The 17,888-nt window shown below is 43.5% G+C and carries 17 protein-coding genes; 6 read left to right on the top strand and 11 right to left on the bottom strand.

The annotated features are described in order from the left end of the window. Window positions 1–12: 12 nt before the first annotated feature. Window positions 13–1,110, bottom strand: a complete 1,098-nt coding sequence (locus B5F91_RS06320; protein WP_087428244.1) for an HlyD family secretion protein — start codon at window positions 1,108–1,110, stop codon at window positions 13–15. Window positions 1,111–1,143: 33 nt separating this feature from the next. Next, window positions 1,144–2,466: a TolC family protein gene (locus B5F91_RS06315; protein WP_087428243.1), complete on the bottom strand. Its 1,323-nt coding sequence runs from the start codon at window positions 2,464–2,466 to the stop codon at window positions 1,144–1,146. 208 nt (window positions 2,467–2,674) lie between these two features. Between B5F91_RS06315 and B5F91_RS06310 the strand changes: the two genes are divergently transcribed. Genes B5F91_RS06310 through B5F91_RS06300 form a run of 3 tightly spaced genes read left to right on the top strand, consistent with a single transcriptional unit; the run spans window position 2,675 to window position 7,691 of the window. Further along, on the top strand, window positions 2,675–3,472 hold the full coding sequence (locus B5F91_RS06310; protein WP_144025080.1) for a hypothetical protein: 798 nt from the start codon (window positions 2,675–2,677) through the stop codon (window positions 3,470–3,472). 2 nt (window positions 3,473–3,474) lie between these two features. Next, window positions 3,475–6,888: an AAA domain-containing protein gene (locus B5F91_RS06305; RefSeq protein ID WP_239416286.1), complete on the top strand. Its 3,414-nt coding sequence runs from the start codon at window positions 3,475–3,477 to the stop codon at window positions 6,886–6,888. Between the two features lie 56 nt (window positions 6,889–6,944). Further along, the gene (locus tag B5F91_RS06300; protein WP_087428241.1) at window positions 6,945–7,691 is read left to right on the top strand and encodes an SDR family NAD(P)-dependent oxidoreductase; all 747 of its coding nucleotides are present in this window, start codon (window positions 6,945–6,947) and stop codon (window positions 7,689–7,691) included. 26 nt (window positions 7,692–7,717) lie between these two features. On the opposite strand, the gene B5F91_RS15165 is transcribed toward B5F91_RS06300, so the two are convergent. From B5F91_RS15165 to B5F91_RS06290, 3 genes are read right to left on the bottom strand one after another with little or no spacing between them, the layout of a single operon-like run. Further along, on the bottom strand, window positions 7,718–7,858 hold the full coding sequence (locus B5F91_RS15165; RefSeq protein WP_158099894.1) for a hypothetical protein: 141 nt from the start codon (window positions 7,856–7,858) through the stop codon (window positions 7,718–7,720). A 4-nt stretch (window positions 7,859–7,862) separates the two neighbouring features. After that, a complete protein-coding gene (locus B5F91_RS06295) occupies window positions 7,863–8,558 on the bottom strand; it encodes an LrgB family protein (RefSeq protein WP_087428240.1) in 696 nt (231 codons plus the stop codon). Beyond that, the gene (locus B5F91_RS06290) at window positions 8,539–8,889 is read right to left on the bottom strand and encodes a CidA/LrgA family protein (protein ID WP_087428239.1); all 351 of its coding nucleotides are present in this window, start codon (window positions 8,887–8,889) and stop codon (window positions 8,539–8,541) included. The genes B5F91_RS06295 and B5F91_RS06290 overlap by 20 nt, the downstream gene beginning before the upstream one ends. Window positions 8,890–9,129: 240 nt before the next feature. On the opposite strand from B5F91_RS06290, the gene pta reads away from it, so the two are divergent. The 3 genes from pta (at window position 9,130) to B5F91_RS06275 (ending at window position 12,652) form a co-directional block, all read left to right on the top strand. After that, complete coding sequence (gene pta, locus B5F91_RS06285; protein ID WP_087428238.1) at window positions 9,130–10,143, top strand: phosphate acetyltransferase; 1,014 nt, start codon at window positions 9,130–9,132, stop codon at window positions 10,141–10,143. Between the two features lie 122 nt (window positions 10,144–10,265). Beyond that, the gene (locus B5F91_RS06280; RefSeq protein ID WP_087428237.1) at window positions 10,266–11,471 is read left to right on the top strand and encodes an acetate kinase; all 1,206 of its coding nucleotides are present in this window, start codon (window positions 10,266–10,268) and stop codon (window positions 11,469–11,471) included. 140 nt (window positions 11,472–11,611) lie between these two features. Then, window positions 11,612–12,652, top strand: a complete 1,041-nt coding sequence (locus B5F91_RS06275; RefSeq protein WP_087428236.1) for a sugar kinase — start codon at window positions 11,612–11,614, stop codon at window positions 12,650–12,652. Between the two features lie 80 nt (window positions 12,653–12,732). Here B5F91_RS06275 and B5F91_RS06270 read toward each other — a convergent pair whose 3' ends face one another. The 6 genes from B5F91_RS06270 to B5F91_RS06245 all read right to left on the bottom strand — a co-directional run bounded on the left by B5F91_RS06270 (window position 12,733) and on the right by B5F91_RS06245 (window position 17,888). Then, window positions 12,733–13,500 (bottom strand): UDP-2,3-diacylglucosamine diphosphatase, encoded by a 768-nt coding sequence (locus B5F91_RS06270; RefSeq protein ID WP_087428285.1) that lies wholly within the window; start codon window positions 13,498–13,500, stop codon window positions 12,733–12,735. A gap of 18 nt (window positions 13,501–13,518) precedes the next feature. Further along, complete coding sequence (locus tag B5F91_RS06265; protein WP_087428235.1) at window positions 13,519–13,839, bottom strand: iron-sulfur cluster assembly protein; 321 nt, start codon at window positions 13,837–13,839, stop codon at window positions 13,519–13,521. 117 nt (window positions 13,840–13,956) lie between these two features. Beyond that, window positions 13,957–14,646, bottom strand: coding sequence for a DNA repair protein RadC (gene radC / locus B5F91_RS06260; RefSeq protein WP_087428234.1), 690 nt, complete (start codon window positions 14,644–14,646; stop codon window positions 13,957–13,959). Continuing rightward, entirely contained in the window at window positions 14,646–15,635 is a 990-nt protein-coding gene (locus tag B5F91_RS06255) for a glycosyltransferase (RefSeq protein WP_087428233.1), read from the bottom strand. Before B5F91_RS06255 ends, radC begins: the two co-directional genes overlap by 1 nt. Continuing rightward, a complete protein-coding gene (locus tag B5F91_RS06250; protein ID WP_087428232.1) occupies window positions 15,635–16,270 on the bottom strand; it encodes a DedA family protein in 636 nt (211 codons plus the stop codon). The genes B5F91_RS06255 and B5F91_RS06250 overlap by 1 nt, the downstream gene beginning before the upstream one ends. Window positions 16,271–16,406: 136 nt before the next feature. Next, the gene (locus tag B5F91_RS06245; RefSeq protein ID WP_087428231.1) at window positions 16,407–17,888 is read right to left on the bottom strand and encodes a tetratricopeptide repeat protein; all 1,482 of its coding nucleotides are present in this window, start codon (window positions 17,886–17,888) and stop codon (window positions 16,407–16,409) included.

Below are 17,888 nucleotides of genomic sequence, written 5' to 3'. Positions count from 1 at the left end.
TAGCCTTATTCCTTAATCCAACTTTGCTTTCACAACAACCATCATTCCAGCCGCAAGACGTTCATTATCAGCAGCAGAGAGGTCTGTAAAATCAATTCTTACCGGAACCCGTTGGCGTATCTTTACAAAATTGCCAGCCGAATTGTCCGTAGGCACGAGCGAATATTTCGAACCTGTAGCACCGGAGATAGCGGTTATCTGCCCTTTGAACTTGCGTCCGTCAAGCGCATCGACCGTAAGGGCTACCTCCTGACCTATATGCAAGTTCTCGATTTGAGTCTCTTTATAATTGGCTATCACCCACTTTTGCGTGTCAGGCATGATGTATGTCAGTGTCTGTCCCGCTGAAACATATTGCCCATCCTCAACCGCACGCCGTCCAAGTTTGCCATCGCAAGGTGCAACCACTACTGTATAAGAAAGATTCAGACGTGCCATTTCAAGAGCAGCGCGTGCCCGTTCGATAGCGGCTTCCGTGCTTTGGCGGCGGGTCGATACTTCACTCACACCCGACATGGCTGCCTTTTGTTGGCTCACAAGCCCATCCAGTTTCTTCTTTGTAGCCTCGTATTCGGTTTCAATCTGTTCCAATTGGATGGGTGTAGCCGCATTGCGTTCAAGCAGGTTACGGTAACGTTCGCGGTCTTTCTCAAGTTTTGCCAAACGTATCTTGACTTCGGCGATTGACGATTCATAAACCGAAGCCGAAGCCTGCGTGGTTTGCAAGGTTTGTCCGAGTACCGAAGCTCCAGCCATTGCATCCTTCAAAGCCGCTTCAGCTTCCATTACCCGTATACGGTACTCACGGTCATCGAGCACAAGAAGCGTATCGCCTTTCTTTACGCTTTGATGTTCTGTGAAACACACCTTTTTTATATAGCCCGATGCCCGCAAGTTCACCGGTGAGATATATTGTTCTATTTGCGCGTCATTGCTTGTTTCGGTTTGGTTGTAATCAATGAATATCATCGTGGTTTTCACGATTCCGAACACAAGAATAGCTATCCCGAAAAGGCTTGTAACGAAACGTTGTGTGCGTTGTTTTCTTAATTTTGCAGCTTGTTGCTTGTGGGTGTTATTGGGCTGTATGTTATTTTTCTGAGTTTCCATTGTGCTGTATTTTAATTGTTGATAGAATATACATTATTTCAGTAGCGAATCCAGTTTGCCTGTAAGTTTCAATAGCGAAAGGTTGGTGACGCGATAATCATAGTGAGCGGTCACATAATTGTTTTGCGCTTCGCTCATACTCATCTCGTCTTGCAATACCTCGGTCATAGATGCTATGCCTTCCCGATAGCGGTCGGTAGTCACCCTATACACATCTTCGGCTAACCGATAATTATCACGCTGCTTGGTAAAATTACGGCGGCTATTCATCAAGTCATTCGTAGCATTGAGGTATTGGGTGCGCAAGCCCTTCAGGGCATCGTCATAAGCCAAACGCGCATTCTCGACATCGAACTTTGCCTTACGTATCTTCGAACGCCGTTCCAATCCGTCGAATACAGGAATACGCAACGTGACACCTAATCCCGATGAGTTGTACCAATGATTCGATGGTCCCGAATGAAACCAATTGCTAAACTTATCAGTAAAAGCGGAGTAAGTCAGATTGCCTGTAAGCGATAGTGAAGGCAAGTATCCTTGCTTGATCATCTTCTGTTGTTTATCTGCCAATTCACCCTGACCGTGAAGCAACTGCAATTCAGGAAGTTGCTCACATAGCCCGCCAAGCTCAACCGTCTCTATCACATCGGGATTCACCGGAATCACAGCTATTTCACGGTCGGCTGGATAGTCGATGACATACTTCAGCATATTCATCTGCTGAGTGAGCATAGCCATTGCATTGTCGTATTGTACACGAAGGTTTTCGAGATTGATATTCACCCGCTTTACATCGACATCCAATGCCATACCGTTATCAAAGAAAGCCGTAGTAATGTTCTTCAGTTCCTCAAGCCGGCTGATGTTGGCTTTCACGATAGCTATCTGTTCCGAAGTGCTTTGCGCTAGGTAATACATCCGGGCTATCTGTTCCATAAGGTCATTGCGTGCCTTGTCATAAGACAGGCGGTTGATGCGGTCCGTCATCTTCGTCACATCAAGTGCCGTAAGCAACGTTTGGTTATAAAGCGGCATTTGTAATTGTAACCCAAACGATGCATTGTACTGCAATGTCTTCGTCACATTGTATTTATTACCGTAAGCCGAACCGTCGGTCACCGATACCGGAGGATTAAAATTATCATTCATCGATGCTACGGCATTGATTTGAGGCAATAGCTTAGCGCGGTTCTCGGTAATACTATGTTTCCCTTTCCACACTTCGTTGCGCTTGGTCTGCAACTGAAGGTTGTTCTCAATGCCCATGCTGATACATTGTTTCAGCGTAAGCGTGTCCTGCGCTTTCAGAGGGAAAAGCGTGCTGGCGACAACAAATGTAAATAATAGTCTTTTCATATCGTTTATCTCATTTATCCGGCTGCAAAGATAGTGAGGCACAACGAATTAGGCATTACGACATTTTCTTACAACATATTCACATTTTCCGTTTCTTTTAAAAAGGGAAATGCGGATATTCATAATTAAAAAAACTTTCAACCGTTGCACACATACAGGGAAAATCGTATCTTTGGCTCATTGAATGGTTTTTTAATAAATGATGATTATGAGAAAAAACATACTTAAAGGCTTGCTTTGCCTTACGTTAGCAATAACCGCTCTTTCTTTTTCCTCGTGCAAGGACGATGATTATCCGCCTATCACACTGACTTCCGTAGCAAGCGAAGCCCTCTTGGAAAACAATACCTTAGAGATTCCGCTCTTCAGCCCAGGCGTAAGCTTTTACATCATGGGCGGGAACGGAAGCTACATCATCGAGGCTCCCAGCACGGACAAGATAGATTACCGGTATGACGGCAACCAGTTGACTATCCTCCCGCAAGCACTTGGAAACGCCTCTTTAACTATCTCCGACCGGGCAGGCAACTATATGACTTTGCAGGTGAACGTATCTTACCCCGAAACCACGTATCATGTAAGCGAAGTGGCGGGCATCGCGCAGGGCGGAGGGCTTACGCAAGACCAAACCCTCGAAATCCAAAACGACATCGAAGCCAACTCGCCCGTACAGGCGGGAGGGAAATATGTCTTCACCTATACCAACGAAAGCCGGTCGGAAGGCATGGTGACGCTTTATGCGGACAAAGCCGGAACGAATGAACGCCATGGCATCTTCACGCAAACCGCATCGGATAACGGAGACCAGAAGATACACATTGAACTGACCGACGGAAAGAGCTATGACCTCATTCTTTCGTCTTCGTTCAATCCCGATACGATGACAAAAACCGAAATGATACCGGGACGCATCTTGTGGCAAGACGTGACCGATGTGTACCGTTCGCTCTATCCGGCACTGGAGAAAGCCTATTGCCTGCAATCCATCCCCGGTGAAACCTTGTGAGCATGACGGAACACATCGAATTGCAAGCGTTTGACTTGTACAAGCAAGTCGAACAGATTCACCGGAAACCTACGGCAAGCCTCGACACGCTGAAGGATAAGTACATACGGCTCTATAAATTGCTGGAACAGATTTGCTATGAACAGACCGCGGAAGTCACGCTTTCCTTCTCCAACCTTTTCTCACGGCTGGACTTCGTATGCAAAGAAAAACGCATGACGCCAGCCGACCGGTATGCCATCCAAACCATGCGCCGGAACGGGAGAAAAGCCATGAGCACGGATTTCACGCCCGATATGGAAACCTATCGGTACGACTTGCGTGCTTTAGCCCGTTTCATTTCATTGGCATACGACATGCCTATCCCCGTGAGCCTACAGGAAGAGATTCCGGACACGAACCGTCCTTATCACGAGAACGGCTTGTCATACGTGCCCTACCTGCGTGTTGTAGTATCTAATTGGACCGAGAACAAAATATACGCCTCATCGGATAACGAAACAGACCCGTTCATCATCATCGATTATGCCCAAGGAGGATACAACAACGATTTGCGCTACATCCGTGAATTGCTCAAGGAAAACATGCAACTGAACCTCTTGGATGTCCGCATCAACGAACATCATGAATACGTTCCGAAACTCATCGTGGCGCATCCCGATTACCTGATTGATATCAGTTCGTTGGCTATATGCTTCCGCGAGTACGGGCATCATCCGCTCAACTTTTTCCTGAATAAAATCAAGCCGCGCGCCAATACATACCAGATTCTATTGGGAAACCTCGCCAGCCAGTTCTTGGATGATTACATCAACGAGCAAACCGATGCTCCGGTGGCGTATGCTCAGACCCTGAAGAAATTCTTCGCTTCATCGGCATTGGAATTCTGCACCTGCGACATTCCCGCCAATTTCCATGAATCGGCTCAACGGCAAATGTTGAACATCCGCTCGTTCGTGAGCGACATCCTGCCCCATAACCTGCCGGATTTCGACAAGCGGCACACCCTGCTCGAAGCCTCGTTCATTTGCGAGAAATTAGGCTTGCAAGGGCGTACCGACATGCTTCAGAAAGACCTGAAAATCTTAATCGAGCAAAAAGCCGGCAAGCGGGATGAATATAACCACCGGCATAAGGAAGACCATTATGTGCAGATGATGCTCTACCAAGGCATCCTGATGTACAACTTCGGGCGGAAAGCCGATGACACGCAAACCCTTTTGCTCTACTCGAAATACACCGACGGACTGATGTTAGAACACTTTTCGGAAACCCTGTTCCGCGAGTGCATCCGCTTGCGCAATTACATCGTGAACGAAGAGATGACATTAGGAGAAGGCGGTATAACTTCGCTTATGGAAGAAATCAATACGGATATGCTGAACGAGGGAGGCGAATCGGGCAAGCTATGGACGCTTTACCAAAAGCCGGAATTAGACAGATTGATTGCCCCGCTCAAGCAAGGAAGCCCGTTAGAACGTGCCTATTTCCAACGCTTCTTCACCTTTGTCTCGAAAGAACAAATCCTGAGCAAAACGGGTGGGAATACTGATTCGTCAAGAGGATTTGCCGGACTTTGGCACACACCGCTTGCGGAAAAAATAGAATCGGGAAACATCTTATTGGGGCTGAAAATTACCGAGAAACGGCAAAGTGGACCGGGGAAAGGCTATGACCTCATTACGCTAAGCATCCCCCGACAAGGCGATGATTTCCTTCCGAACTTCCGCACCGGAGACATCGTTATCCTCTATCCTTACCAAGACCAGCCCGATGTCCTTCGGGAGATACTCATGAAAGGAAACTTAGTAGAAATCAATCCCGACCAGATTATCGTACAATTACGCAACGGGCAACAAAACAAAGACATCATCGGAACCGAAACAGACACATTCGCCTTAGAACATGACGCTTCGGATATATCCGCGGTCAACGCCATGCGGGGGCTATATGCTTTCCTCTCGGCACAAGAGGACCGGAAACAACTCTTATTAAGCCAACGGATGCCCACCCGTGATGCCTCACGCAAGCTGAACGGCTCGTACGGAAGGTTCGACGGGTTGATTCTAAAAGAGAAACAAAGCAATGACTATTTCCTGTTAGTCGGCCCTCCAGGTACAGGCAAGACTTCGTGCGCCTTGCGCTATATGGTAGAAGAAGCCCTGAGCGACCCGCAAGCTTCGCTTCTGCTCTTGTCTTACACCAACAGGGCGGTAGATGAAATCTGCAACATGTTGGTAGAGTCGCACATAGCCAGCCAACATCCTTTTATCCGTATCGGGCATGAACTGACATGCGACCCGCGTTTCACTCCTTATTTATTAAAGAACAGCTTGACGGATTGCCCCAAACTAACCGATATCCGTGCCAAAATCGCACGCACCCGAATCTTTGTGGGAACCACGAGTGCCATTAACGGACGTTCCTATCTGTTCAACCTGAAACATTTCAACTTAGCGATTATCGACGAAGCCTCTCAAATATTGGAACCGGAACTTATCGGCATCCTTTCGGCACAAGACACAACGGGAAATGCCATAGATAAGTTCGTATTGGTAGGCGACTATAAGCAATTGCCCGCCATAGCCCAGCAAAGCGAAACAGAGGCAAAGGTCACCGACCCGCTTCTGCTCGGAATCGGCTTGACAGATTGCCGCAACTCCCTGTTCGAACGTTTGTATAAGCAATGTCCCCCGGAATTCCGGAGCGTGCTTCATAAACAAGGGCGCATGCATCCGGCTATCGCCGAGTTTCCCAACCATGCTTTTTATTTCCAAGAGCAGTTGGAACCCGTCCCTCTCCCGCATCAGGAAGAAACACTTCCTTATCGTTTCCTCGAACCCAAAGATGATTTAGACAAGCTGATTTTGCAAAGACGCATGGTCTTTATCGCTTCCGAAATGCCTAACGATACCACCCACTCGGACAAAACGAATCCGAACGAAGCCCGTATCGTAGCCACCCTATTGGAACGCATTTATCAATTTACCGGTCCCGAATTCAATGCCAATAAAACCGTAGGCGTCATTGTGCCTTACCGGAACCAGATTGCCATGATACGGAAAGAGATTGCCCGACTCGGCATACCGGCTTTAGACGCAATTTCGATTGACACGGTGGAGCGTTATCAGGGAAGCCAACGCGATGTGATTATCTACTCGTTTACGGTGCGGAATTTCATCCAATTGAACTTCCTTACCGAAAACACGTTCCGTGAAGAAGGGCATACAATCGACCGCAAGCTGAATGTAGCCATCACCCGGGCACGCAAGCAATTATTCCTTACCGGAAACCCGGAAATCCTTGGCGCAAACCCTACGTTCCGCAAGCTCATGGAACACATCCGTATGCGCAATGGATATGTACACACCTCCCTTGAACGCTTTTGCCAAGGAGACTTCGATAGGAATGATTAACATGCCGATATTCGAGACATTTATTTTACGAAACACGAACCAATCCTTTATAGCTTATGAACCGACAAATACCCCAACGAGCCATTATCATCGGAGCCACATCGGGCATCGGATATGAAACTGCCCGCCTTCTGCTAAAAGAAGGATGGACATTAGGCATAGCCGGAAGAAGGGAAGAAAAGCTGAAAGCCTTTCAAGCCGAAGCCCCCGACCGCATCCATTTCCGGGTGATTGACATCCGGGAAGAAGAGGCAGGCTTTCATCTCCTTAACCTGATTGAAGAAGTAGGCGGAATGGAACTGTATCTCCATTGTTCCGGAATCGGGCATCAAAATTTCAACCTGACTCCTTATATCGAAACCGATACGGCAGAGACCAATGTCACCGGATTTATCCGTATGGTCAATACCGCTTTCCATTACTTTGCCCGGCAAGGGAAAGGACATATTGCCGTTATCAGTTCCATAGCCGGAACCAAAGGACTGGGCATCGCTCCGGCATATTCAGCCACCAAACGTTTCCAAAACACCTATATCGACGCTTTAGAGCAATTGGCATACATGCAAAAGAAAAAAGCGATTCACTTCACCGATATCCGCCCCGGCTTTGTGAAGACCGATTTGCTCAATGACGGGAAAAATTATCCCATGCTTATGAAACCTGATAAAGTAGCACGCCGCATCGTCCGTGCCATTCATCGGAAAGAACGTGTTGTAATTATTGACAAACGATACAGCCTGTTAGTATGGGGATGGCGTCTGATACCACGTTGGCTATGGAAACGGTTACCGATTAAAAATTAAAAGCAATCACAAGTATATGTTGCCTTTTAAAACGAAGCAGGCTTCATCGGCTGATGAAGCCTGCTTCGTTTGCCGATGAACTTAGCTTCATCAGCCGATGCAGCCGTATGCATTTTTTCGTGAACAAAACACAACAAAACTCCGCTAGCTGCCTTTAACTTCTTCACATAATTAATAAAGTCCCAATAGATGAAGAATGGTAGGGGCAAGCAATGCGGTCAATATACCGTTTAGAGTCAAGCCAAGACTAGCATAAGCACCATATTTGCCACTGACTTCCATCGCACGTGATGTACCTACCGCATGCGATGCAGTTCCCATTGACAAGCCTTGCGCAATCGGGCTTCCGACATGCCCCACCTGCAAAACCTTAAAACCGCAAATGGCTCCAAACAATCCCACGACAATCACTACAGCAGCCGTCAATGACGGAATTCCTCCTACCGAATCTGACACTTCCATCGCAATCGGAGTCGTAACCGATTTGGGTGCCAAAGACATAATCACCTCTGGCGATGCTCCCATTAATTTGGCTATAAGCGTCACAGCAACCAAACCAACCACACAACCAGCCAATTGTGAGATAATAATCGGCATCAATTGCTTCTTAATCATTTTCAACTGCAAATACAATGGAACTCCCAATGCTACAACTGCTGGTTTCAGCCAAAACTCAACCAACGAACCCGCCTCAGAATAAGTTTCATACGAAACATCCGCACACTGCAAAAAACAAATCAATAAAGCAATAGCCAACAAAATGGGATTCAGAATAAGCCATCCCGTTTTATTCTGAAGCACTTTCGACAAAAAATAAAAACCAAAAGTGATGGCTAATAAAAAGAATTTATTTGTGAAAAAATCCATGTTTCCGAACGATTTGATGTACCCAACCAGTAACGACTAATACCAATACCGTGCTAACCAATGTAGCAACTACAATGGGCCAAAATTGCGCTTTGATAATATCAAAATAAAGCATTAAGGCAACTCCTGAAGGAACAAAGAAAAATCCCAAATTGGCGACCAAAAAATTAGTCAGCCCTTGTACCCATTCTAATTTAATCCAGCCCAATTGCAAGAATAACGTGAGCAACAACATTCCGATAATACTCGACGGAAGATGAATCCCCGTCAGGTAAACCACCAGTTCACCCAACGCAAGGCATCCAAATAAGATTGAACACTGACGAACCATATCCTAAAAACATTTACTTATTGAAAACAGTTGCAAAGGTACACATTTTGACGTTATCTCATCACAAAACAGGCTTTTTTCTTATTTCTGTTATCGAACATATTAAAATTCCTTGCTACACACGAAAAAAAACGCCTCTTTGCAAACTTGATATTACAAAAAAGCGTATTTTTGCAGTGCGGTAACAATAATTATTATCGCACACAATGAAGATAAATCATAATTTTAATAAAATAAGCCATGGATTTAATTAGTCAAATCGTTGAACGCGCTAAAGCAAACAAACAGCGCATCGTGCTTCCGGAAGGAACTGAAGAACGTACTTTGAAAGCTGCCAATCAAATATTGACAGATGGTGTTGCTGACCTGATTCTGTTAGGAAATCCTGATGAAATCATGGAACTTGCAAAAGAATGGGGACTGGGAAACATCCACAAAGCAACCATCATCAACCCTGAAACAAGTCCGAAAAAAGAAGAATATGCACAATTATTGTGCGAACTGCGCAAGAAAAAAGGCATGACTATCGAAGAAGCCCGCAAATTGGTGGTAGACCCGTTATATTATGGATGCTTGATGATTAAATCAGGCGATGCAGACGGACAATTGGCAGGTGCACGCAATACAACAGGTAATGTATTACGTCCGGCATTGCAAATTATCAAGACCGCTCCGGGCATCACTTGCGTATCAGGTGCCATGCTGCTTTTGACTCATGCTCCCGAATGTGGAGAAAACGGCGTTATCGTAATGGGTGACGTAGCCGTTACTCCGGTTCCGGATGCCGACCAATTGGCTCAGATTGCCGTATGTACTGCCCGCACAGCAAAAGCCGTTGCAGGAATTGACCCGCGTGTAGCTATGTTAAGTTTCTCTACCAAAGGCTCTGCCAAGCATGAAGTGGTAGACAAAGTGGTAGAAGCGTTGGGCAAAGCAAAAGCAATGGATCCGACGTTGAAGATTGACGGAGAAATGCAAGCCGATGCCGCATTGGTTCCGAGAATCGGACAGAGCAAGGCTCCGGGTTCGGAAATCGCAGGTTATGCCAATGTATTGGTTGTTCCATGCTTGGAAGTAGGTAATATTTCCTATAAATTAGTAGAACGTTTGGGACACGCTACCGCTGTAGGTCCTATTCTTCAAGGTATCGCACGCCCAGTAAACGATTTGTCTCGCGGATGCTGTATCGAAGACGTTTACAAAATGATTGCTATCACCGCTAATCAGGCTATTGCTGCTAAAGCGGAAAAATAATTCTATTAAAAACGCAGATTAACACAGATTTTCGCAGATTAAAAGGAAATTAAAAATCCGCGTTAATCTGCGAAAATCTGCGTTTTATTTCATAACCATAAAAATCAATAAAACAAATATATATGAAAGTATTAGTACTTAATTGCGGAAGTTCATCCATCAAATACAAATTGTTTGAGATGACCACCAAAGAAGTCCTCGCACAAGGAGGCATTGAAAAAATCGGCTTGCCCGGCTCATTCTTGAAACTGACCTTGCCAAGCGGAGAAAAGAAAATCATTGAAAAAGACGTGCCCGAACATACAACTGGCGTACAATTTATCTTCGATACGCTGACCAATCCGGAATATGGAGCAGTTAAAGACCTACACGAAATCAAAGCCGTAGGTCATCGTGTATTACACGGAGGTACTAAATTCAGCGGTTCTGTACTAATTGACAACGCTGTAATTGCAGCCGTAGAAGAATGTTGTGACTTAGGCCCGCTTCACAATCCAGCCAACTTGAAAGGTATCTATGCCGTTCAGAAATTATTGCCAGAAGTACCGCAAGTCGCTGTATTTGACACTGCATTCCACCAAACAATGCCCGACTATGCCTATTTGTACGCTATTCCATACCGCTATTTTGAAAAATACGGCATCCGCCGGTATGGCTTCCATGGAACTTCTCACCGTTATGTATCTAAGCGTGTTTGTGATTTCTTGGGCATTCCACAAGAAGGTACACGAATCATTACTTGCCACATTGGAAACGGAGGCTCTATCGCAGCCGTAAAAGACGGAAAATGTATCGACACCAGTATGGGACTGACTCCGTTGGAAGGTTTGATGATGGGTACTCGTAGCGGCGATATTGACGGAGGTGCAATCACTTATATAATGAAAAAGGAAGGACTGACACCTGATGAAATGTCAAACCTACTGAATAAAAAGAGCGGTGTATTAGGCATGTTTGAAAAATCAAGCGATATGCGTGAACTGGAAGCCGCCGTACACAACGGAGAAGAACGTGCTATTTTGACTGAGAGAATGTATTTCTACCGCATCACCAAATATATTGGAGCTTATACAGCAGCCATGAACGGTGTAGATATCATCTTATTTACAGGAGGCGTAGGCGAAAACCAATCAAGTGCACGTGCAGCTGTTTGCAAAAACTTAGAATATCTGGGTGTCAAAATTGATGAAGAAAGAAATAAAGTCCGTGGACAAGAAGCAATCATTTCTACCGATGACTCAAAAGTAAAGGTTGTAGTAATCCCGACAGACGAAGAAATGATGATTGCAACCGACACGATGAACATCTTGAACGAACGCAATAAGTAAAGAATCATTAAACAGATTAAAGGAAGGACATCCTCGTAAGTCTTTTTTCACTATCTTTGTAAGCATAAAGATAATGAGGGAAACTTACGAGGATGTCCCTTTTTATCTTCTGACCTGAAAATCAAAAATTTACATAGCGTATGAAAAAGAAAATTGTAACATTCGGTGAGATTATGCTACGACTCACCACGCCCGACAACTTACGCATACAGCAAAGCCGGGACTTTTTGGTCAACTATGGCGGAAGCGAAGCCAATGTAGCTATTTCAATTGCTAATTTCGGTGGAGAAGTGGAATTCATCACCCGTTTACCGGACAATGCTTTAGGAGACACTTGTTTAGTAGAATTGCGTTCACATAACATCAAAACCGAACATGTACTAACCGGGGGAAAACGATTAGGCACTTATTACATGGAAAAAGCAGCTGCCATGCGCAACTCGAAAGTAATTTATGACCGTGAAAATTCTGCTTTCTCTGAACTTAAACCGGGTATGATTAATTGGCGGGATGCCTTTAAAGACGCTGATATTTTCCATTGGTCTGGCATTGATGCCGCATTAACCCCAGGACTTGCCGATGTTTGTAAAGAAGCAATTGACATTGCAAAAGAAATGGGGTTAACCGTTTCTTATGATATCAACTACCGCAAAAACCTATGGAACTATGGGAAAAGCGCTCAAGAAGTATTACGCCCACTCATGACATCAAGCGATATTATGTTCGGAAGCGAGGGTGAATATGCATTGCTTATGGGATTGAAGGCACCCGGATTTAAAGCGACCCACAATGGAGAGGCATACGATATTACCGCATACGAAACTTTTTGTAAAGAAATCAGCAAACAAGTGCCTAATTGCAAATATATCTATATCGCATTAAGAAATGTCATCAGTTCTGTACACCACACATTTGCTGGAGTGCTCTACTCACACGGAGTCATGAAACATACCCGTGTCTTTGATATCGATGAAGTTATTGATTGTGTTGGGGTAGGAGACGCTTTTTGCGGTGCCATGCTATACGCCCAACATGCATTTGAAGACGAACAAAAACGTGTAGACTTCTCTACTGCCGCATCCGTATTGAAGAACACCATAGCCGGAGATTACAATATGGTAAAAGTGTCTGAAGTCGAAGGTTTGCTTGCCAAACAAGAAAGCGGAGAAGTGGCACGATAACCTTAGTTAATAGTTAATAATGAACAGTTTATAGTGTCAGTTTAAACTATTAACTATTCATTATTAACTATTTACCAAAATCATCTCACTTCCGTTTCTCCTTCAATAAATTGCTCCATAAAAAGATTGTCACCATCGAATACAGCATACGAAAAATCTGAAATCCAATCGCCTAAGATGAGGATGCGTGAAGTGCGGCTTAACATCAAGTCAAGCATGATATGCCGATGCCCGAAAATAAAATAGTTGATATTGGGATGTGTTTTCAGATAATCTTTAGTAAACAACACCAACGGTTCTTTATCCTCACCCATGTAAGGCGGCTCTTTACCACCTTCCCGCTTCAGACGACTATGCTTTGCCCATTCCAATCCTAAATCCACACTCCAGCGCGGATGTAAGGCAGAAAACATACGTTGCAAAGTATGGCTATGAAAAACAGTCCGTAAAAAACGGAAACTACGGTCATCATCCCCCAAGCCGTCTCCATGAGCGAGAAAGAATTCTTTTCCATAAATCTCACACGTCAGAGGTTCCCGATGTAAAATCAATCCACACTCTTTTTCCAAATAGTCACCGCACCAAATATCATGGTTCCCGATAAAGAAATGCACCTCCACGCCCCTATCGGTCAACTCGGAAAGTTTCCCTAAGAAACGGGTATAACCTTTGGGCACTACTAATTTGAACTCATACCAAAAATCGAACATATCACCCAGCAGATATACCGCAGCCGCACGTTCTTTGATACTATCCAAAAAGTTCACCAAACGCCGTTCTTGAGTACGGCTATGTGGAATAGCCCGCGAACCTAAATGCGCGTCCGACAGGAAATATACATTCTTCATCGCATCCATCGTTTTTACTTATAAGAATCCCAACTCTAATTTCGCTTCCTCACTCATCATGTCCTTATCCCATTCGGGTTCGAACACCAAATTGATTTGTGCCGATTTCACTCCCTCCACCGATTCTATCTTTTGGCGGATATCTTCCATTATAAAGTCGGCGGCAGGACAATTGGGAGCAGTCAAAGTCATATCTATCGACACATCTCCGTTCTCTTGCAAGTCTATCTTGTAAATCAATCCCAAATCATATACATTGACAGGAATCTCAGGGTCATAAACGGTTTTCAGCATATCAACAATACGCTCTTCTATCTTCAGCTTTTCGTCATTATCCATGTCACTCTCATTTTTTAAACTATGGTGACAAAGATAATAGAAAAAAGTGATATATATACAAGAATGATAAATGAAGTATCCAGATAACAAAAAAACGAATGCAACACTTGCGAAAAATCAAAGTTTCCCTTCATCCGAATAACTGTAATAAGCACCATCGGTTACTATCAGATGGTCAAGTAAACGGATATTCATCGTAGAAGCTCCCTGACGGAGGACTTGTGTCAGGCGATCGTCATCTCCGCTAGGAGTTGTGTTTCCCGAAGGATGATTGTGGCATAAGACCAACGATACGGCACGCTTCAGCAAAGCTTCGCGCAAGATGCAACGCACATCGACCTGAGTTGCAGCCAATCCTCCTTGGCTGATACGGATACGGTCAATCACTTTTGAAGCTTGATTAAGAAGCAAAATCCAACACTCTTCTACCGGCAAATCACACATCAACGGAAGAAACAATTCGTAAATATCTTTCGAACAACGTATCTGCTTACGCTCTTTCGGAGCTTCCTCCATACGCCGTTTTCCCAACTCTGAAGCAGCTAAGATAGTTACTGCCTTTGCTGGACCAATCCCCTTAAAACGACATAAATCTTCAATATTCGCTTTTCCCAGTTCGTTTAGACTATGGTGATAACGGTCAAGCACCTTACGCATTAATTCCACTGCCGATTCTTCGGTATTTCCCGAACCAATTAAAATAGCAAGAAGCTCTGCATTGCTCAACGCCAAAGCTCCTTGCTGTATCAATTTCTCTCGCGGACGGTCTTCTTCCGCCCATTGATTAATATTCAATTTTACATCCATTACTGATAAAAGTTCTTTTCAAATGCTGCAAACTCCCCTTCTTTACATACACAGCGTTTCCACCACGCTGAAAGAAATCCGGTTCCGTATCCTATCAATTGGATAAACGCAGCAATTACGGAAAGTACACCAATGAAAAGACTTTTATTTTGAAGGGAAGCATCTATTAATATCACTAACACAAATACGAACAAAAGCAACAAACTCCAAGGACACACCAAAGATAAAAGCAATATAGCACACACGCCCAATGTAAACACTGCTGGCAATATGTGTACCAATTTCAATGACTCCGGATATTTTTTATAAAGGTTAATCCGAGCTATCCCTGAATTATAAACTTGTTTAAAGAACTTTCGCCAATCAGTACGGCGCTTATGCCAAACCCATGCATCCGGGAACAAACGGCATCGGTAACCCGCTTTAAAAATGCGGATACTGAAATCAATATCCTCGCCAAAACGCATTTTCGAAAATCCGCCCAAATCCTGATAGACTTCCCGACGTATACCCATATTGAAACTCCGCGGATAAAATTTGTCCATCTTCTTCTTTCCACCTCGAATTCCCCCTGTAGTAAAAAACGAAGTCATGGCATAATTAATTGCTTTCTGAACACGTGTAAAGGATTCATGGGCACGGTCCGGTCCGCCAAAAGCATCTGCAGGTTCCTTTTGTAACTCCGCTTCAATCGCATCTAAATAATTGGGAGGAAGTACACAATCAGAATCTAAAATCAAAAGATATTCTCCCCTGCTCCGCTCTGCACCGAAATTACGAGTCTGTCCGGGACCGGAATTAGCTTTCTTTAAATAATGAATATCCAACGAAGTTGCATATCTATCTACGACAGATTCACACGGAACAGAAGAACCGTCTTCTACAACCAATACTTCAAAATCCTGAAAATGTTGCCGAGTCAAACTTTCCAACAACTCATCCACTTCATCCGGACGATTGTACACAGGTATAATCAACGAATATCGCATCACTTTTTCAATTTTGCACGCAATACCTCAATAATGGCGGGCATCAACGAAATGACAATAATAGCAACTAATAATAATTTCAAATTTTTCTGCACAAAAGGAAGGTCACCAAAGAAATATCCGGCATAACAAAATAAAGCCACCCACAATGCACCACCTATCAAATTATAACACATAAAGTAATAATAATGCATTTTACCCATGCCAGCTACAAAAGGAGCAAATGTGCGAACTATTGGAACAAAACGGGCTATAATTATAGTCTTACCTCCATATTTTCGGAAAAATTCATGAGTCTTATCCAAATAACTCTGTTTAAATATCTTAGAATTCGGATTACTGAATAATTTCTTACCCAAGAAATGCCCAATCATATAATTGCAGGAGTCACCAGCAACAGCAGCTATAAATACAACTAATACCAATGTATGCACCTCTAAAGGCATATCCGGCAAAGCCGTTATCGCTCCAGCTACAAACAACAAGGAATCACCAGGAAGAAAAGGCGTTACAACCAATCCCGTTTCACAAAATATCACCAAAAACAAAATTGCATAAGTCCATGTATGATAATTTTGCACAATCTCAATCATATACTGGTCGATATGCAAGATAAAATCAATAATAAAATCCATTCTCAGAAATATTAATAAAGAAATGATTAAGATTCATCAAAAAAATAAGAGGACACTGAACAATGTAAGTCACAATAAATGACCGTTCTTCAGTGTCCTCTCAATTCGTTTAATACAAATTATTCTTCATACAATACTAAGGCTGAAGTCCTTCCATAGCCTGTTTGGCTGTAGCATTTTCCGGATCGATTGCAAGAATCTTTTCCCAATATACCTTAGATTGTTCATATTCCTCTTTCAAGAAATAATAATATCCTAAATAACTTTCACATTCAATCAGCACATTCTTAGAAGCCTTTGGATTTTGTTCCAAAATAGCCAATGCCTTTTCATAATATGGTTTCGCCAAACCTTGACTAGTTTCAGGGTCAAGCATTGCATTAGTACGCGCACGCCAGAAATTACCTAAATAATTATCAGGCACCCGTTCTGCTACCTGAGCAAATATAGTATCAGCTTCAACCAAATAAGCTTTCATTTGAATAGTATCGACAGCTGCAACTATTGGCGCTTCTGTTTGAGTAGAATCTGCCACTGGAGTAGACAATGCACCTGCTGCCATATAATACAGACGACCGAACATAAACAAATCGGTAACCTCAGCCTTATCATTCATCTCATCCAAATATTGCTTATACAAACGAATAGCTTCCGGATAATTCTGAGCCTTTTGTTGAGCTTCTGAAGCTTCTTTCGCAATTTCAGGATGAACGGTTGTTTCATCTGCTTTCATCGCTTTATCAAACTCAACCATCGCTTTATCGATTTCATTGTTTGCTGCATACAAACGTGCACGATACAAATAATCCATATAAACAAAGTCCGGGTTGTTTGGGTCTGCAAAGAAAACATCACCTGCCTGAATACCTTCTACATAAGCTTTGGTTTCATACAAGTCATACATTTTCAAGCGTTTCAATAAATGATTGTCAGCCTCCAATGCAAGACCTTTGTTTACCATATCCAATGACTGAGCATAATCTTTATTCAAATAAAGCAACATTGAATAACGAGAATAGTCTTGTACATCAGGTTGACCTTTTTGCATATATTCATCAAACACCTGCTTTGCTTTACCATAACTACCCATCTGATAGTAAGCATTAGCCAATTCGCGATCTACACGAATCTCACCAGGATGCTTTTCCTTCAATTTCAGCAACATGTTCACTGATAATTGCGGATTTACACCAATATATGCATTTGCATATTTATAATATGCTTCAAAGCAATCTTCATCAAACAAGATAGCTTGTTCATAAAAACCACAAGCAGTACCCACATCCTTCACTGACAAAGCTATATCACCTTGCAGCACATAGCTTTCACCATTTTTCGAGTCAGCTTTTCTTGCATCCTCTGCAAATTCTTTTGCCGCATCAATTTTACCATTGTCCAAATAAGCTCGACCAATAGCAACCAACAAAGATACATTCTTTTTATTTTTTCCTTTCAAAAGTTCATCGAAAGCATCTTCAGCAGCATCTGGATTATCTTTAATCATTGCAGCAATCTTATCGACCTGCTTCGCCATATCTTGAGACAGAGGCTCCTGAGCATACAGAGAAGCAGACAACAAGAAGCTAAAACATAATGCACTTAAAACTTTTGTTTTCAT

Origin of the sequence: Bacteroides sp. An322 (assembly GCF_002161765.1) — a bacterium.
Lineage (GTDB): Bacteria > Bacteroidota > Bacteroidia > Bacteroidales > Bacteroidaceae > Phocaeicola > Phocaeicola merdavium.
The sequence above is the reverse complement of the archived record's forward strand: the minus strand, read 5'-3'. Positions and strand labels throughout refer to the sequence as shown.

Excerpts from the sequence above, each read along its gene's own strand:
- B5F91_RS06255 (WP_087428233.1), bottom strand. The coding sequence starts at position 15,635 with ATGCGATATTCGTTGATTATACCTGTGTACAATCGTCCGGATGAAGTG.
- B5F91_RS06265 (WP_087428235.1), bottom strand. The coding sequence starts at position 13,839 with ATGGATAATGACGAAAAGCTGAAGATAGAAGAGCGTATTGTTGATATG.
- B5F91_RS06315 (WP_087428243.1), bottom strand. The coding sequence starts at position 2,466 with ATGAAAAGACTATTATTTACATTTGTTGTCGCCAGCACGCTTTTCCCT.
- B5F91_RS06295 (WP_087428240.1), bottom strand. The coding sequence starts at position 8,558 with ATGGATTTTTTCACAAATAAATTCTTTTTATTAGCCATCACTTTTGGT.
- B5F91_RS06290 (WP_087428239.1), bottom strand. The coding sequence starts at position 8,889 with ATGGTTCGTCAGTGTTCAATCTTATTTGGATGCCTTGCGTTGGGTGAA.
- B5F91_RS06270 (WP_087428285.1), bottom strand. The coding sequence starts at position 13,500 with ATGAAGAATGTATATTTCCTGTCGGACGCGCATTTAGGTTCGCGGGCT.
- radC (WP_087428234.1), bottom strand. The coding sequence starts at position 14,646 with ATGGATGTAAAATTGAATATTAATCAATGGGCGGAAGAAGACCGTCCG.
- B5F91_RS06280 (WP_087428237.1), top strand. The coding sequence starts at position 10,266 with ATGAAAGTATTAGTACTTAATTGCGGAAGTTCATCCATCAAATACAAA.
- B5F91_RS06250 (WP_087428232.1), bottom strand. The coding sequence starts at position 16,270 with ATGGATTTTATTATTGATTTTATCTTGCATATCGACCAGTATATGATT.
- B5F91_RS06245 (WP_087428231.1), bottom strand. The coding sequence starts at position 17,888 with ATGAAAACAAAAGTTTTAAGTGCATTATGTTTTAGCTTCTTGTTGTCT.
- B5F91_RS06275 (WP_087428236.1), top strand. The coding sequence starts at position 11,612 with ATGAAAAAGAAAATTGTAACATTCGGTGAGATTATGCTACGACTCACC.
- B5F91_RS06310 (WP_144025080.1), top strand. The coding sequence starts at position 2,675 with ATGAGAAAAAACATACTTAAAGGCTTGCTTTGCCTTACGTTAGCAATA.
- B5F91_RS06305 (WP_239416286.1), top strand. The coding sequence starts at position 3,475 with ATGACGGAACACATCGAATTGCAAGCGTTTGACTTGTACAAGCAAGTC.
- B5F91_RS06320 (WP_087428244.1), bottom strand. The coding sequence starts at position 1,110 with ATGGAAACTCAGAAAAATAACATACAGCCCAATAACACCCACAAGCAA.
- pta (WP_087428238.1), top strand. The coding sequence starts at position 9,130 with ATGGATTTAATTAGTCAAATCGTTGAACGCGCTAAAGCAAACAAACAG.
- B5F91_RS06300 (WP_087428241.1), top strand. The coding sequence starts at position 6,945 with ATGAACCGACAAATACCCCAACGAGCCATTATCATCGGAGCCACATCG.